Genomic DNA, 16,699 nt, shown 5'->3' on the forward strand with positions numbered 1-16,699 from the left:
CGATTGGACGATGGTTGATTCTTGATGAAGGGTTGATAGAGCGTTTCTCGCTACGGGGCTGTCATGCCGAATTTATTTCGGCATCCCATCCAATTTGAACTTCGTATCCAAAGGCCTGGATTGTTTTTTTTGAGTTGCAGTTTTTAGATTCATAGTGACATCGTTTCTACTTATTGGGGATCCCGAAATAAATTCGGGATGACGCTTTGATTGGATGACGCTTTGATTGGACGATGCATTGCTAATGACATTTGGTTTGATCAATTAATTTTCAAGATGTATTAAAAGTGTCATTCTCAAAGAACTCGATATAAAATAGTTTGCGCTCAGTGTGACATTGCTTTTGTTCCCCTCTCATGGTTGAGGCGTAAGCACTGCTGCAATGTAATCCCTTCATCCATCCATGAAACATGAATGCCCCTCATCAGGCACCCTTCGCCATTACAGGAATGTGTCCTTTCAGTCCATAATAAGCGATGTACATGTAACAGAGTACCGGCAAAATGAATGCATGGTGAATGCCGATGTTATCCGCAAAAATCCCCTGTATCACTGGGATAATTGCTCCACCCACAATGGCTGTGCAAAGTATTCCGGAACCTTGCCCTGTATGCTTGCCTAATCCATCAATCGCCAGCGTAAAAATGGTTGGAAACATGATGGAGTTGAATAATCCAACACTTAAGATGCTCCACATGGCGAATGACCCGTTTGTAAGCATGGATATGATCACCAAAGTTGCAGCACAAAAGGCCAGGATAGCAAGCGTTCTGCCCGGCTTTTGTTTTCCTAAATTAAATGCCATGAAATTCAAACCTACCAGCACAAGGAATATCATCGACTTATTGAACCCTGCAAGAGAAAATGAAGCAAGGTTTTGATACTCTTTGGTGATGTACAAGGCAAGCGCAAATGCAAGCACAAACACACCTGTCGCATAGATGTTTTTCTTTCTGCTATCCGTCATCCCTGAGAGCGTTATCGAACCGAAAAATCTTCCGATCATGGCACCGCCCCAATACATTGCCACATAAGTTCCTGCTTCCGCTTCCGGCATGTTCAAAAGCTCCTTGAAATAGTTTACCAGGAAACTGCCAATAGAAACCTCGCCGCCTACATAAACAAAAATTGCAACGGCCCCCAAAACCAAATGCCGGTAACCCCATGCGCTTTTTTGCTGATGCTCATAATTTCCTTCAATGGGCAAACCCGATGACTGGGAAGCCGTTTCAATCTTAGGCAACTTAAAGAAGCCAATGATGATGGCAATCAGCACCAGCATCCCTGTTAAAATCAAATAAGGAGTTTGAACAGCGCTTGCTTCGTTCAATTTGTATGCTTCCTGGTCTGACAAAGAAAGTTTTGCCAGTTCATCTGCACCTAACACTGCAACAGAAAGGATCAGGATGGAGCCAATAACCGGAGCCACTGTCGTTCCCAGCGAGTTAAATGCCTGCGAGAGGCTTAACCTGCTGGACGCTGTTTCAGGTTTGCCCAGGATGGCCACGTAAGGGTTGGCTGCAACCTGCAAGAGCGTGATGCCGGAAGCCAGTACAAAAAGCGCCAACAGAAAGATCTCAAATGAACGAAATCCGGCTGCGGGATAGAACAACGCTGTTCCAGCCGCCGCTGTAAGCAGGCCGGCAATTATTCCCATTTTATAACCAATCTTTTCCACCAGCATGCCGGAAGGAAGGGATACGATTGCATAGGCTGTAAAAAAAGTGAACTGTACGAACATCACCTGCGTGTAGGACAGGTCGAAGATGGTCTTCAGATGAGGGATCAGGATATCATTCAGGCAGGTAATAAAACCCCACACAAAAAAAAAGTGAAGTGAGCACCACCAGGGCAGGTGTGTAGTTGGTTTCGCCGGTATTTGCCATACCGCCTGTTGACTTTATTGGAGCTGAAAATGCCATTGGCCGTTTAACTATGAGGTTGAATTTAAAATGATAGCAAAGAATGATTCAATGAGTTTTTCCAGTCAAAAATGATTTTTATGCCTGGTTGCACAACACCACTTGTTAAGGAAGCGATGGCTTTTATCAGTCTCACCAGTCGTGAACCACATTGGGCACAATGCAAAAAATCTTTGCCGGATGATTTCCATTTGACGCAAGATACAGTCTTCAATCACATTCAATGTATAACATTAAGAGAATGCAAGGAAGAAAGTATTCGCGTGAAAAAATCAGCACTAACGAATGTATTCAATGCGAATCACCCAGCCCAATTCTCCTTATCCAAACTTCGATACTGTATCGCTTCTGCCAAATGTTCTACTCTAATATCTTCACTTGCTTCCAAATCAGCAATCGTGCGCGATACTTTGAGAATGCGATCATAAGCACGAGCAGACAGTCCTAATTTTTCCATGGCAGTTTTTATCAGTTGATCACCTGCCGGTGGAAGCAAACAATACTGCCGCATCATCTTCGTGGTCATCTGTGCATTGGAGTGAACATCTTTATGTTCTGCGAAGCGTTCTTCCTGGAACACGCGTGCTTTAATAACGCGCTCTCTTACCTGGTCACTTTTTTCTGATAGTTTGATATTCGATAATTCCCTAAACGGAACGGGAGTAACTTCAACATGCAGATCAATCCGATCCAGTAACGGACCTGAAATGCGGTTCAGATATTTTTGAACAACACCTGCACCGCATACACATTCTTTTTCCGGGTGATTGTAATAACCACACGGACATACATGCGTTGCCTTTTTCCCGAACCGCAAATTTGGTGAAAAAGCCATTTGGTAAGGGATTTCCGAAAAATCCTGTGAAAATTGGGGATCATATCCGGAAGAAACGGCTGGAACTCCAGCTAATTCAGAAGGAGGTTGCCAGCATAATTGGAGTTAGTACCGATTGCATAACCTATTGGGGAAATGGGAGATCTACACCTCGAATCCAATTTATGCCCAAAATTGTGAGGTTTCTCGGTTATTACCCAGTCCAAGCCGATGGAGATGGCTTGGGTTTTAAGGTCAAACAATACCGGATAAAAAGAGGACTAAGTCACAAGCGTCTCGGCAAAATCCTTGGAGTTGATGCTTCAACGGTAGGGAGTTGGGAAATGGGGAAATTCAAACCAAATAGAAAAATCCAAAGGAGACTCGAAGAGATTTTGTCAACCACATGATTCGGTTTTTCACGAAAAGATTCCATTCATGCTTAATTTCAACCTATCCTAAAAATTGATGTGCTTCCTGCAATGTCACTTTTGTAATCCATTCTTCCAAGGACACCGACCAAATTCAACTGGACGTGATGAAGAATTTGATTTTTCGTAGAAAAACCACTATTGGGAAAATGGAAAGTCGGCATTTCAAGCACTTGTTTTACATTCCTTGAACTTTTACGAATTGCTGAGGGATTTCCTGCCTAAGGCACATGAACATACCGAATACCGTTCAAGGATCTCTTTGTCTCGCTGATACTATAGAAATTCTTGGTCTATATAAAGGTACTGAATAGATTAATTTAGTCTTGCTACCATTTTTTAAGAAAATCTTCGAAAAATGTGGGTTATCTCGGCCAGATTAATAATAGCTAAACATAAAGTTCATGAATGAATTAGAGCTACTATCTTTTGCACGAGGGATATAGAAGGACAAAAAAAGTAATCGCCTCCAGTGGGTATAACCCATTTGTTGATGGACATTACTTTTTTCCCTTCTAACTGCTCGTTCTCAAATATGCTCCAAATATTATGATCTTCAGCAGAATTATTATGACCTATAACCATATCAAATCCTTTGTTTTCTTCGGGATTAATAGCCGTATTAGCCCATCGGTTTTGAAGGAGTTCAAATTGTTGGGCAATGTTAGTCTGATAAGAAATGAAAAACAATCCCCGATCCTCCTTGTTCACTGGATTATCTGAGTTAATAAAATCATATGGCTTGCCAAAAGGTATACCTCTCCGCAACACCCTAAATTTTGAAGTATCTGTTTCCGAACCTTGATCAGTGGAAAGGTCTCTTGGATTGACTTTTCTAATATGCGCAAACATTGGGCACTTAATCCCCATAAAATCACTTTTGCTTCCAGAGACTATGGTCCCAATATTAAGTTTGGCGGATTGAGCTCCTTCCTTGTACAGAAAATTATTATCTTCGAAAAGATCAAATACTGCAGTACTTCGGGTATCCTCTTTTGTAAGTGGCACCCCATTCTTAAACCGCCCAACCATTTTTGCGCGCACATATTCCGCATTGAATTTCTGAAAGCCTTGTAATTGCTGTAATTCAGTTGAAATTCGTGCTGTTTCCTCATAGAAAGCGCGGACGTTTTGCGACAAGCGGCGAATAATCAAATAGGAACCGTTTTTCAAAACAGGGTCCCCCTCTGTTGAAAAAGGATCCGGGAGTCTATAATTATTGCTGCTTTGTTTCGGGTATCCAAATATGAATTCGCCGGGCCAGACTAAAACAGCCCCCGGTATAGAGAATTCAGGACCAGTGATGCTGTTTATTACCCTTCTTTCATCGAGATATGAAGTGCCATCATTATAAACAAATCCGCGTATGCCTAGGTTGCGATACACCGTCTTTAAAACCAAAATGCTCGGTATCGTTTTCAAGCCTATTCCCTGCTTCAGAGTAGATGATGAGCTTATGGAATTTTTTTTCAAAGATATCTGCTTGTTCAAGCAATGAACTTTCCTTGCTTGATCCAACAATTAACAAAAGGCTTATGGTTTTTTCAGGGTTTCCGAATTTCCAGCCATCTCTATGTCCCTGTTCACCTTCGTTTCGCGGATCGCCCAAATGAAAAGATCGGTTGTACATTCCTGCTGCAAAAGAAGCATCTTGCATTTCAGGCGCAAGAAGTTTCAGTTCTTTTAACAAATCTCTTCCTATTGCAAGGTTGAACCATAATATTTCAGCTTCTTCATGCAATTTGAAGCTCTTTAAACCAAATATTCCTTTTTCGATAGAGAGTCTTTTCCGCACCTTATGGTATTCATATGCCTGTTGCATTGAAGTAAGCTTGGGAGCAAGATATTTCAATACTTCTTTCAGTGAAATAAAGCTTCCTGCAAAGCCCATTACCCATTGATGTGGTAACCTAAATCCAGGCGCAATATTGGCCTGAATGTCGAAAACATCTAGTAACGGTTCATCCATGGTTGAGTGGTTATATTCTCTTCTTCACAAATTTGTGCTTGAGCATGCTTTTGTTTGTCAGCAATATTGTTTCGGCATCAGCAGCTTGGAAGATTTCAAGCGGACGGGATAAAATAAGGCTCGCGGGTGTTGGTGTACAGGATTGATTAATGTCAACTGGCTGAACTAGATTGGGAAAAGCGGGAACAGTGCAACAATGAGCGACGCAATCACTTGGCATTGGATCTGGTAATTGGAAATTGAAGCCCTTGCCATAAATCACCATATTGATATATTCTGCAAGTTGGCTTCCAAATTTCAAGCTATTCCCACCCACCATGATGTCTTCCATTGTATGTCCGCTATTGTCTGGCACCGAAAACTCAGCCCGCAGGATCATATTCCCACTGCCACGTACAATTTTCCAGCAGTCTTCAAATGAAAGTCCCTGTGGAAATTCGATGGCTCCTGTGTCTAGGCTGTGGATATAGAGACCGACAGGATCATTAACCGTCACAGAGATCTTATTTCTTACCAATGTATTTATTCTGGACCCAATGGTAGGATCGCTAAATCGGTTGGGACTACCGTATGCCGAACAACAAATCAAGGTCTTATCATCAGTGATAATGGATCCACTGTTGTCTGTTCTCACCACGGTGGCATCGGCCGCAAGATATATCTCTGCAGAAAGGGAGTTGGCGGGATGGCTTAGATGAAGTATGCCATGCGTACTATTCCATTTATTATGCGGATTATACCTGCCGTTTTGATTTTCATACTGTCCGTCATCGTTTGGATAGTAAATATCCTTATTGAAAAAAGATCGTCCATAACCACGTTCTCACCGGTTATTTCCCTGTATTTGGCCAAAAGTAGCTGGCGGTCATTTTCAGCAATAAAAGTCCAGTACTCAGGGTTTTCGCAGGTAAACACTATTTTCTTCAGATGATTGCTTACGGGATCGTAGAAAGATTTCCATTCACAGTATTCATCCTGGTCCCTGAAAAAAATATCAGTGGCCTTAATATAATTTCCATTAACAAGATAACGGTACGGAGTTGATCTGCCATTCAGATCTCTATTCACAACCGATTCCGTCATTCTCCACCGTTCATCCTGGTTTGGGAATACAAGTTTATACTTTCTGGGGTAGCCATTCCATGGGATTTCTCTTACAGGACCGTTTTCCGCTTCAGGATGTTCTAGTAGATTGAACAAGTATGGATTGGGAATGCCGTGGCTTTCTCTTAGGTACCTTATCGCCTGTTTATACCAATTATCAATGATATTGCTCCATGCATCCTTGAGCGTTTCATTTAGATCCTGGATATAGGCCGGAGGTGAAAATTTTTGTATTGGCATCGCAGTTACATTGACTAAGATTATAAGAGTTTAAAGTTTTGAATCAGCGTAAATTAACTTTTTTTTTCCTTGGGTAAGAATACAGGCAGAAGATGCATTAAATCATCACCATTGATCCGGATACTCTCCTTTAAAATGAACTCGATGCCCGTTCACCAATACGATGATGAAAATGAACCAACTTTGATGCTTCGCGCGATGGTCCACAAGCAAACATCTTTTCCGCTAAAACATTGGTAATACGCGTTCAATCCATTGCTCTACTACACTTTCATCACTCAAATTGCCAACGTTTTTCTCAAGCGAAAGTATAAAAAATATTTGTCGGTTTTTCAGCAAAAATCTCTCCTTCCCGGCGAATTATTTAACTATCTTTCCCTATACAATCTCCCAATGGTATATTTTTAACCTATCCTACTTTGGAGGAGGCTTACCAGACTATTCGGAAAAAGTCTTATGGGTTAAGAGTATTTACACAGGTATGAGTTGTGTTATAAGACGATTGGAAAAATCCTTGGTGTAGATGCGATAACAGGAGTTGGGTGGTAAGGAAGGGTTGTGTCAAGACATAACCTTAATTAAACTTCAGTATCTCTATAAGAGATGTATTAACCTCCTTTCCGAGGAACTATTCTAATGAGAAAGTGATATATTTATAACTGAAAAATAAACTTTGCAATTCAAAACACATGATTTCTGATAATATACTATTGACAAAAATTAAAGACATACAAGGAAAAGGATATACTTTAATTTATAAAAGGGATCAGACTTTAGCTGGCACAGAGTTCGCTGAATTCGAAAAATTCAGAAAAGAATGGAACAACCTTGGTCCCGACAACTACTTACCTAACAATGGCAAATATCGCCAGAGATGTTTTAGTAAATTTCACATTAGCACAGCTGGACAAATTTCAGTTTTGCCCCCAACTAAATACTTTCAATCAACCGAAGTCAATAAAATTACAGGAGGGATTGAAAAAATTATTGATCCGATACCATCCACCGCAATAAATAACCAAATTTTCAAAAAACTATTATTATCGAATTTTACTATTTTAAACAGATTTAATAACTTTTTAAGGCCTTGGGAAGTAAGCGTTCATTTTTTTCGTGTTCTATGCAATAAAGAAACTTCTGCCTTACCTACCCCGGGAGGCTTGCATAAAGATGGGGTGGATTTTGTTACCGTACAATTGATGGAAAGAAAAAATATTACGGGAGGCATAAGCAGGATTGCAGACAACGATAAAAATATTATCAGCCAATTCACTTTATTAGGCCCACTGGATAGAATCGTTATTGACGATAAAAGACTGATGCATGATGCCTCTGAAATCTTTATCGGAGATGATCCTTCGATGAAGGACGGTCATAGGATATTTTAAATATGGATTATACTGCTATTTGAACCTGTTTCAAAAAGATTCTTTGAATGTATCTTGCTCAGAATACTTAAAAGGCACATCAAGTACCAACGTGCAATCATCATTATAATTTTCCAGTATGTTTTTTAGGTGTTCAATAGAGTTTACTTTCACTCCGGTACAGCCATTTGCTTCAGCAATTAAAGCAAAGTCCACTTTTGAAAAATTCAATATGTTCTGATTTGAAATATCAGGCTTGCCCTGCTTTTGATATAATTTTATTAATTCGAAGCTTGAGTTATTAAGGATCACAATTATGATATGAATTTTATTTCTGACCAGGGTTTCCAGATCACAACTTCCGGAATGAAACCCACCGTCCCCGCAAACTAACACTACTCTTCTATCTTTATCAATCAGCTTTGCTGCAGCAGCTGATGGCAAGCCGCTTCCAAAGCTGGATAACCCGGAATCAGTAAAAAAACTACGATGGGTCTCGGGTGCTGAAAAAATTATTGTATGATGTCTGTAATAGCCAATATCAGAAATTAAAATGCCCGCATTTATATATTCATTAATACATTTAATAATATTGATTGGTGACATTATTAATCCATCGTCATAATTATAGAGTAGTTGAAATCTTTCTTGCAGTCCTAAAAATCTCCTTAAAACCTTCTTTTCATATTTTTCCATCAAAAGTGCTTTCAGAATTATTTCGATACGCCCAATTAATTTCAGGTCAGGATTAAACTTACTTTCGATTTCCTTCATTTCAATGCCGGATAAAAGCAAGATTGTTTTTCCTCCCCATAAGCCCACATTTTGGGTAGTAAATCATCAGCATACTGGTATCCTATGCAAATAAGTAAATCAACATCCTTAAAGATTTCTTCCAGTGCAGGATAACCTAAAATCCCTTCCATATATGGACTCGCTGAGCCTAAATTTAAATCATGTTCCCGGGGAAATATACCTTGTGCATTCGCTGATGAAATAGTCTGAATATTCAAAACTTCGCAAAATGATCTAACGTCATCATGTATATCCAGCCTTATTACTTCCTGCCCTATTAAACATAATGGACAGTTGGAATGAGCAATCAAATCCCGGGCTTTTTGAAGATCGTCTGGTGTAAACTGATCATAAAGCCTGATAATTTTCGGTATAGGAAATTCGCTGATGTTCCTCAGCTTTTGATATATTATCTCCTTATTATACAGATCTACTGGAATACTAATATGGACTGGTCCCGGGGGTTCTGTCATTATTATGTCAAATGCCTTTTCCAATAATGGCACCAGCTCATTCGCATGTTCGACTTCTTCTGAGAATTTAGTCACCTCACTAAAAATTTTTTTGATTCACACACTGATGTGTCAGGTTGTAAAATCTGTCATCGGATTCGAGTTGGGCAGTTATGATCAGCAGCGGTGAATTATTAAGAATTGCGGAAGCTGCGGCTGTTACTAAATTTGTAGCCCCGGGACCCATGGTTCCAAAGCAAACCTGAGGACGACGCGTCATCCTTCCTGTAAATTCCGCCATTATTCCGGCGTTGAATTCAACACGGCAGGTGATGAATTCTATCTCCGGAACCTCATTAAAAAAAATATATTTATTTTCTCTGCCAGGAACACCAAATACTCTTCTGATACCCCTTTTTAAAAATTCACTTAATAATACTTCAGATAACTTCATTGAATCGGCGTTTAATTTCAGAAAAGTCTATAGATGAGTGGTGTATTTTATTTTCCATTAAAAGTTTAAGACATTCAAATGCAATTCGGTCCTTTACAACCCTTAGTTGTTCTCGTTTAAGTGTTTTGCCCACTAAAGATGTTGCTATGCTGGAGAAATAATTTTCAGTGCCCGAACTTTGATGAATACCTATTTTTTCTCTCCATGCCGTTTCAGCAGGTAATACGTCTTTAAACGAAGTACGAAGAATGTATTTCTCAATATTGTTCTTAAATTTTAAATTCGTTGAGATCCGAAAAGCGAGATCTATAACCTCACTATCATAGTAGGGATAGTAAATCTCTTTATTATAAAAATTTGCTAGCGCCATGCTCGTTTCAGCTGACCACAAGGAGGTTTTGTATTCACTTGTTATTTGTGTTGATATATCAGAAAAGCTATTCCCTCTTTTTGCAAAGCCCCCAAAAATTATATCAGAACCATAACCTGAAACAATGGAATCAAAATCCTTTAACAAAACTTTATTCCCAATATGAACTGGCGTCAGGTATTCAACATAGATAGAATGATAGTGCTCCACACAGGAAATCACTTCGATAAAAGATTGTTCAAGTTCGTTTTCATTAACAATATATTCATCATAATCAAAATTTCTCGATCTAGCAAAACGCGATGCTTCCGGAAATTCGTTATGATCTGGAAATCCTAAAGAAAGGGTTTGTGGTTTACCAAAGTTTTTAGAAACAAGAATTGCAACAATGCTTGAATCCACGCCACCGGATATAAGACAGGCCGGCTTATTCTTTATCGGCAGATATTTTATCACTTTTTCCAGTACTGAACTTATTAACTCATTGGCTCTTTCTTCAGCAAGACAATCAATTGATCTAAATACTGAATAATACGGAATCAGAATTGCTTTTATTTGAACTTTTGTTATAGAACAAATAGCTTCCGGCATACACCCGCTCCACCTGATTGAATACGGTTCTTTCTGGTTTTAAAATAGTAATCGTTCGCTGTGCTTTTTAAATGGTTTTATTTCTATATCGCATAAAAAATATTTTACTTCGGAAGAAAAATAGCAGTTACCATTTTCGTTATTGGAATAATATAACACCGGGCCGGGTACTTTGCCTGATCCAAAATACAAAGTACTCTCATGACAAATAATGATCGAGTAGGAACCTTCTAACAATTTGAAAACATCCAGTCCAAATTTTTCCCACAATAAGAATATGTCTATCCCCGCTAATTTCTTTCTTCCAGACTTATTTTCAGATATAAAACAATAGCCCATAACCATAAACAAGGCCCTATCTGAATGATACAGGTCATCTGATGACCCCTTTCTGAAATCCATATTCCGAAAAGTTTATGGTTTCGAAAGAGAATTCCAGGTATTTTTTATGATCTTGATTATTAAAAGCAGGAGGGTTTGGATGAAATATTTTTTTGCTGATGAACCCTGAAAAGCCTGTTACCATATTTATAGATTACAAAGCAGTTCAAATAAAATATTTGCGGCCAAAAGACTTGTTATTTCCGACGTATCATATACCGGAGCTACCTCGACTATATCTGCCCCAATGATATTAAAATTGCTTACTTCTTTCATTAGTTCCAATATTTCAAAACTCGTCATTCCCCCTGGAACAGGTGTACCCGTTCCCGGTGCAAAAGCGGGATCCACAACATCAATATCTATTGAAAGATAGTAAGGTATGGATTTGTTCCTTAATCTCTTCACGATTGAAAAATCCAGTTTCCTGAATTCAGCCATTTTTATAAGGTTGATCATTTGCTTTTCTGCGAATTCAAATCCCGGTTTCCGGAGCTGCCCCCTCAAACCCAATTGATAAATATTTTGCGGATTGACCAAACCTTCTTCCACTGCGTTTTTGATAAATGCACCATGGTGATATTTGTACCCGTTTACTGGTTCGAATGTATCGGAGTGTGCATCAAGATGAATTATTCCGAAATCTCTATGTTTTTTATGATAGGAACGCAGTATCGGTAAAGTGATTGAATGATCACCCCCAAGACTTACTAATTGCACTCCTTTACTCAAAACTATATCAACTTCGTCCTCTATTTTTTTTAAACTGGTTTTTTTTGAATAAGGATCCAACAGTATGTCACCTTCATCAATACTATTTAAATCGAAGGGCATATATTTATCCGAATTAACACTGTATTCCCTCATTTTAGAAAGCTGCTCTCTTATCTTTGAAGGTCCCCATTTTGTTCCCTTTCTCCAATAAGTGCCCTCTTCATAAGGAAAGCCAAGGATTTTCCATTTTTTCATAAACGTCTTATTATCTATCTAAAATACAGAAGAAAAGATTACTGAACAAAGACTTATTTTATTTTGCAGGAAAATTATAAAATCTCAAGTCCACTAGCTCAAATCATGCGCACAAAAGGATTGAACTTTAGAAAACACAGTCAGAAAAAACCAAAGCAAGCAAATGCTATTACGGTCGGCCTGTTAATAGATGATGAATGCTTTTTTAATAATGACCCCCTCTATTTAGGCCTTACGGCTAAGTCAAATGACATTATGGAATTTTATATTGCTGACGCTTTAAGAACTTTAGGTTACAAGGTACAAATCATTCCATTCAAAAATTCGATAGAAATACTCATCGAGGATTTAAAGGCTCATCGATATGACTTGGTATTCAATATGGTGCAGCATTACAAAAATGACAGAAAAGGTGAGCTCTTTATCCCAGCAGTACTGGATATGCTCGGTATAAGATATACTGGACCAGACAGTGCCGGTATTTTTAACCATGAATAAAAAATAAGTAAGGATATTTTAATTCAAAACGGTTTACAGGCACCCATTTGCCGTGAGATATTCCGCAACGACAGCATGAAAATAACCGAAATGCAGTTTCCAGTAATCATTAAACCAAATTTTGAAGGTGGATCGGACGGCATTTTCCTGAAGAACATAGTAAATAGTCACACTCAACTGCAAAGAATAATTCGGCAGCTTTTTCTAAAGCAATACGACTCCGTTGTTGTAGAATCCTTTATTATGGGAAAAGAAGTTACCGTAGCAATCGTAGGTAACGGCGCCGATTTATGTGTTTATCATCCCAGGGAAGTGGTGTTTCCACTGGAAAAACAAACACAAGGACTGAGTATCCTTTCTCAACCAATTAAAAACAATAAGAAATTAAGAGATAAATTAAAGTTGTATTCGATGCCTTTAAATGAAGATAGAGCGACTGTTTTAAAAGTTAAAAAGATTGCAGCAAGGGTATTCAGGATATTAAAACTGAGGATTATGCAAGAATAGATATGCGCATTAACAGCGACAAGGAAGTATTCATTATCGATGAATTGCAATTCCAACTTAAGGCCTGGTCCAAAGACTTTATTGGATCAGTTTAATGGAGAACCTTATGAAATTACCATTGAAAAAATAATAATTGCCTCCTTGAAAAGATATTCCTGATAAATAAAATTAACTATATATTTTATCCAAAATAGAGTATTTTCAAGAGGAAAGGGATATTCCTAGCCAATTCTCCTTATCTGTGATAATTAGTACTTGAACTAACAAACAGTCTCTAAAAGTTTCCAGTTGTCGGCAAGAAACGATTTAATGGTTTTTTCTTGTCAACATCCTCTCAATCAAGATGGACTAAGCCAATACAAACTTGTAAGAATTTTGTCGCAGGCTTAATACTTTGTAAGCACCCCATTTTTAGGACAGGTCTGAACTAGACTTTTGCGGGTTAAGAATGTTTGAAGTTAAAATGTTTACCTGATCATTGGTATTATTATTAAAACTGCTGTGGCATGTGGTAAACTCCGCAGGGTAATTGCGGGCAGCGAGTTTTCCACTTTCCACAGCATGGCGATAGCTAACTGGACTATAGCCGTGCAGCGACCCGTCCGGATGATAATGGTTGTAATCCTGTATCCATTCTTCACTGAGAGTTCTCACTTCTTTGATGCTTTCAAACAGATACGCATCTAAAATATCTTCACGGTACGTGCGGTTGAAGCGTTCTACATATCCATTCTGCATGGGTTTGCCGGGTTTGATAAATTGAAGTTGTATTTCATGCTCTTTGCAGAATGATTCCAGTGTATGGCTGATAAATTCATGACCATTATCTACACGTATCGATTCTGGTTTACCTTTCTCCCCAGATAACCCGTTCCAATATTCGCACTACACGCCTGGCAGGAAGTGATGTGTCTGCTTCAACAGCCAGTACTTCCCGGTTAAAGTCATCGATCAGGTTAAAGGTGTGGAACTTTCTTCCGTCAGTAAGTGCGTCACTCATAAATCCATGCTCCATTTTTTGTTGATTCCCTCAGGTTGCTCTAATGCTATTTTCTCTCTATGCGGTAATCTTCGTTTGTGTTTGCGGCGAATGTTAAGTCCCATTAAATTATAGACTCGCTTTACCCGTTTGTGATTCCATTTTATTCCTTCATTGCGGATGCGTCCATAATACACTCCAAATCCCCTTGTGGGATGTTTCTCAGCTAAGCTTTGCAGCTTAGTGATCACTTCACTATCATCCTTACAACTTTTGTAATAGGCAGCTGACGTCGACAGTCCAACTATGCGACAGGCTCTGACCATGCTGATGGATGCGTCGGTTTTCACTTCTTCCACCAGTTGCCGTTTGCGGCAGAACCCTACAACTTTTTTTCGATGATCTCCTTTAATATCAGGTGATCAAGAGCGAGATCTGCATACATCGCTTTGAGTTTCCGGTTTTCCTCCTGCAGTTCTTTTAATTCTTTAAGCTGGCTTACTTCCATCCCCGAATATTTACTCTTCCAATTATAGAAGTAGCACGGCTAATGCCCAGCTCACGGCAAATGTCATCTGCTTTGCGACCCGCTCCTTCTTCTTAAAGGGCTTTTACAATTTGTGTCTCTGAAAACTTTCCTCTTTTCATAATGTTGAAATTAGTGCTTAAAGTCTAATTTCAACCTGTCCTGTTTTTGAGGGTGTTTACAAAGCTATTCTTTAACCCTAGAGTCAATAATAATTTGATATATTTTCATATCTTTTTCTTTTGCTAGAACATTATTAACAAATTCTCCTTCGGCCTTAAATTTCATAATCACTTTTGTCATTTCTTCAAAGAGAACAATCCTATTCATATTAAATCTTTCCTTAAAATAGTATTCTTCATTTGTACTGAAAGGGAATTCTACGGTGACTTTTTTAAACATATCAAGATCTTTAGAGGTTTGCGAGGGCCCAGTTAAAGTAGATTTGGTAAAATTCCCGTATAAGTGAATCAGGCTCCACATTAAAAACTCAAATTCTTTCGTAATATTTTCTTTTTCTATTTCATACTTAAATGACTCATTGAAAAATATTTCAAATGATTTGTTAGCTGCCTCAAAATCAAAGCAAATTGACATATCATTAACTATATCTTGTAATTGTTCCGGAAATTCTTCAAAAAGTTCAATTTTTGCAATGAGTTTTTTAATCAACAGAACACTGCGTTCAGCAATTAATACATCCGATTCAAAAAAATTTTGAAAGTAAGTTTTTAGATATATTTCCATGGGAATTTTGCCTTGACCTATACTGCTTGATGGTGGACTTGCCTTTATAGTTTCCCCTGCAATCACCTCTGTTGGATCTTTGATTATAGCTCTTTTATCAGGCTTCAAATTATCGAGCTTTCTATCCCAGATTTCTTTGCCTCTTTTAATTAAATCGGGCATTAGCTCTTTTGAGCTTATGAGATCATCAATAGCTTTCCGTTGATTAATAAGCTCTTCATTTTCTATTTCAATTTGCCTAGAGAAAGCTTGGATTTTTCCTTTTTGACCGCGAGATAGTTCTTTTCTACCTTTATTCCGTTTCAATATTTCCTGGAGCTTTAGGAATTTGGATTCTGTTAATATTTCAATTGATTTCTCTAATCTTTCAATATTACCATTTACAATTTTTAAGGCTGATTTCTTATTCCTCTCTATCATTCCCTTACCAAGCTTATACAATATGGAATTGAACATTCTTGAAGACAGGGATCCAAAAATTGTCCCTGCAATTGCCCCTATTATTCCCAATTCAAAGAATACAGTGACAACAATTACAAGTACTATTCCTGTCCAGTCTATCTCATTTAATTTAGCATTTGTAAATTCAATTTTCTTGAATTGAACAATGTCAACTGCATCCTGAACTGCTTCTTTGTGTAGCCGAGCGCCAAGACTAGTGTAATAACAATTCAGTTCTGCCAGGACCAACAACTGCTTTAAATAGCTCAATAACTCCTCTTTATTTAGTCCAATTAAATTACCTGTTGTGATCGACTCTTGGAATTCATCTATGTCTGCAATTACTACATCTACATCCTTATACAAAGTAATATCACCCAATTGGTTATGACCTACTTTATACACAGTCTTGTCATCACCCATTAAAAAGTTAGGTAATTCAACTGAAGAGTTTGCTAATTCAACAGCAGTAATTTTAAATGGCCCTTCAGGGTTTTCAGCATCTGTGAACTTGAAAGAACTATCGAAACTATCAAGGTCAACTTCTTGAGTTTTGTTTGAAATAAATTCACTAACATTCCCGATATTCATTTCAAATCAAGATTAGGATTGCTTAACTGGTCGGACTCAAGCCTTTTCTGCATTCGTTCAGTTTCCTTTTTCAATTGATTCAATTTTTCTGCAGCAATGTTATTTTGAATTTTCGCCATCTCCTTTTCTATTTCTCGTCTTTCCAGAAGGTAAGGTTCTAAAGCATCACACTTACCTAAAATCGATTCTATGTAAACACCACTTGTGGGAAGATTAAACTCTTCAGCTTTTTCTTTAATTGAAGGACCAAGCTTTTCATCATCAGGATTAAACTGAGAAAACTTCAAGAGCAAAGATCTTTTGGTCGAAGCGTCTAAATTTTCAATATTTAAAGGAAAAACAGAAAAGTCGCCCGTAAATCCTAATAATTCATTTTCTACATAGTCTAAAAGTCCATGTGCCTTTAATCGAATTAGACGATCACTGGTGTCTTCATAAAGTAGGATACTATTTATATAATAGTTTTTATTCGCCTGAATATGAAGAATTAGTTTCTTGAAGTCTGCTTGTACTAAGGCCAACTCTTGTAATGTAAAAATCTGAGGGGGCCG

At 38.2% G+C, this 16,699-nt stretch carries 17 protein-coding genes and 1 pseudogene; 4 read left to right on the forward strand and 14 right to left on the reverse strand.

The features are described 5' to 3' along the window. Nucleotides 1–424 precede the first annotated feature (424 nt). Nucleotides 425–1,822, reverse strand: coding sequence for a sugar MFS transporter (locus IPO83_03795; protein ID MBK9730404.1), 1,398 nt, complete (start codon nucleotides 1,820–1,822; stop codon nucleotides 425–427). 401 nt (nucleotides 1,823–2,223) lie between these two features. Continuing rightward, nucleotides 2,224–2,757 carry an ATP-binding protein gene (locus IPO83_03800; GenBank protein MBK9730405.1) on the reverse strand — a complete coding sequence of 178 codons (534 nt, stop codon included), beginning with the start codon at nucleotides 2,755–2,757 and terminating at the stop codon, nucleotides 2,224–2,226. Nucleotides 2,758–2,816: 59 nt separating this feature from the next. Between IPO83_03800 and IPO83_03805 the strand changes: the two genes are divergently transcribed. Beyond that, on the forward strand, nucleotides 2,817–3,146 hold the full coding sequence (locus IPO83_03805) for a transcriptional regulator (GenBank protein MBK9730406.1): 330 nt from the start codon (nucleotides 2,817–2,819) through the stop codon (nucleotides 3,144–3,146). A 423-nt stretch (nucleotides 3,147–3,569) separates the two neighbouring features. Here IPO83_03805 and IPO83_03810 read toward each other — a convergent pair whose 3' ends face one another. The 4 genes from IPO83_03810 to IPO83_03825 all read right to left on the reverse strand — a co-directional run bounded on the left by IPO83_03810 (nucleotide 3,570) and on the right by IPO83_03825 (nucleotide 6,480). Then, nucleotides 3,570–4,589: a Dyp-type peroxidase gene (locus IPO83_03810; protein ID MBK9730407.1), complete on the reverse strand. Its 1,020-nt coding sequence runs from the start codon at nucleotides 4,587–4,589 to the stop codon at nucleotides 3,570–3,572. Next, nucleotides 4,516–5,136, reverse strand: a complete 621-nt coding sequence (locus tag IPO83_03815) for a hypothetical protein (GenBank protein ID MBK9730408.1) — start codon at nucleotides 5,134–5,136, stop codon at nucleotides 4,516–4,518. The genes IPO83_03810 and IPO83_03815 overlap by 74 nt, the downstream gene beginning before the upstream one ends. A 10-nt stretch (nucleotides 5,137–5,146) precedes the next feature. Next, nucleotides 5,147–5,632 carry a hypothetical protein gene (locus IPO83_03820; GenBank protein ID MBK9730409.1) on the reverse strand — a complete coding sequence of 162 codons (486 nt, stop codon included), beginning with the start codon at nucleotides 5,630–5,632 and terminating at the stop codon, nucleotides 5,147–5,149. Between the two features lie 194 nt (nucleotides 5,633–5,826). Then, entirely contained in the window at nucleotides 5,827–6,480 is a 654-nt protein-coding gene (locus IPO83_03825) for a hypothetical protein (protein MBK9730410.1), read from the reverse strand. 689 nt (nucleotides 6,481–7,169) lie between these two features. Here IPO83_03825 and IPO83_03830 point away from each other — a divergent pair. Further along, on the forward strand, nucleotides 7,170–7,868 hold the full coding sequence (locus IPO83_03830; protein ID MBK9730411.1) for a 2OG-Fe dioxygenase family protein: 699 nt from the start codon (nucleotides 7,170–7,172) through the stop codon (nucleotides 7,866–7,868). Between the two features lie 30 nt (nucleotides 7,869–7,898). Here the strand turns inward: IPO83_03830 and IPO83_03835 are convergent, their stop codons facing one another. The 5 genes from IPO83_03835 to speB all read right to left on the reverse strand — a co-directional run bounded on the left by IPO83_03835 (nucleotide 7,899) and on the right by speB (nucleotide 11,859). After that, the gene (locus tag IPO83_03835) at nucleotides 7,899–8,621 is read right to left on the reverse strand and encodes a thiamine pyrophosphate-binding protein (protein ID MBK9730412.1); all 723 of its coding nucleotides are present in this window, start codon (nucleotides 8,619–8,621) and stop codon (nucleotides 7,899–7,901) included. Continuing rightward, the gene (locus tag IPO83_03840) at nucleotides 8,618–9,190 is read right to left on the reverse strand and encodes a thiamine pyrophosphate-binding protein (GenBank protein ID MBK9730413.1); all 573 of its coding nucleotides are present in this window, start codon (nucleotides 9,188–9,190) and stop codon (nucleotides 8,618–8,620) included. Before IPO83_03840 ends, IPO83_03835 begins: the two co-directional genes overlap by 4 nt. A gap of 4 nt (nucleotides 9,191–9,194) precedes the next feature. Continuing rightward, nucleotides 9,195–9,548: a hypothetical protein gene (locus IPO83_03845; protein MBK9730414.1), complete on the reverse strand. Its 354-nt coding sequence runs from the start codon at nucleotides 9,546–9,548 to the stop codon at nucleotides 9,195–9,197. Continuing rightward, the gene (locus IPO83_03850) at nucleotides 9,535–10,509 is read right to left on the reverse strand and encodes a hypothetical protein (protein ID MBK9730415.1); all 975 of its coding nucleotides are present in this window, start codon (nucleotides 10,507–10,509) and stop codon (nucleotides 9,535–9,537) included. Before IPO83_03850 ends, IPO83_03845 begins: the two co-directional genes overlap by 14 nt. 528 nt (nucleotides 10,510–11,037) lie before the next feature. Further along, entirely contained in the window at nucleotides 11,038–11,859 is an 822-nt protein-coding gene (speB, locus tag IPO83_03855; GenBank protein MBK9730416.1) for an agmatinase, read from the reverse strand. 105 nt (nucleotides 11,860–11,964) lie between these two features. Between speB and IPO83_03860 the strand changes: the two genes are divergently transcribed. Together IPO83_03860 and IPO83_03865 are read left to right on the forward strand one after the other, a co-directional pair. Continuing rightward, nucleotides 11,965–12,357, forward strand: a complete 393-nt coding sequence (locus IPO83_03860; protein ID MBK9730417.1) for a hypothetical protein — start codon at nucleotides 11,965–11,967, stop codon at nucleotides 12,355–12,357. Between the two features lie 75 nt (nucleotides 12,358–12,432). Further along, entirely contained in the window at nucleotides 12,433–12,864 is a 432-nt protein-coding gene (locus IPO83_03865) for a hypothetical protein (GenBank protein ID MBK9730418.1), read from the forward strand. 615 nt (nucleotides 12,865–13,479) lie between these two features. Here the strand turns inward: IPO83_03865 and IPO83_03870 are convergent. The 3 genes and pseudogenes from IPO83_03870 to IPO83_03880 all read right to left on the reverse strand — a co-directional run bounded on the left by IPO83_03870 (nucleotide 13,480) and on the right by IPO83_03880 (nucleotide 16,669). Beyond that, nucleotides 13,480–14,491: pseudogene (locus IPO83_03870) on the reverse strand (IS3 family transposase). Between the two features lie 64 nt (nucleotides 14,492–14,555). After that, nucleotides 14,556–16,148: a hypothetical protein gene (locus IPO83_03875; GenBank protein ID MBK9730419.1), complete on the reverse strand. Its 1,593-nt coding sequence runs from the start codon at nucleotides 16,146–16,148 to the stop codon at nucleotides 14,556–14,558. After that, nucleotides 16,145–16,669, reverse strand: a complete 525-nt coding sequence (locus tag IPO83_03880; GenBank protein MBK9730420.1) for a hypothetical protein — start codon at nucleotides 16,667–16,669, stop codon at nucleotides 16,145–16,147. The genes IPO83_03875 and IPO83_03880 overlap by 4 nt, the downstream gene beginning before the upstream one ends. Nucleotides 16,670–16,699: the final 30 nt, after the last annotated feature.

It is taken from the genome of Chitinophagaceae bacterium, from assembly GCA_016717285.1.
Classification (GTDB): domain Bacteria; phylum Bacteroidota; class Bacteroidia; order Chitinophagales; family UBA10324; genus JACCZZ01.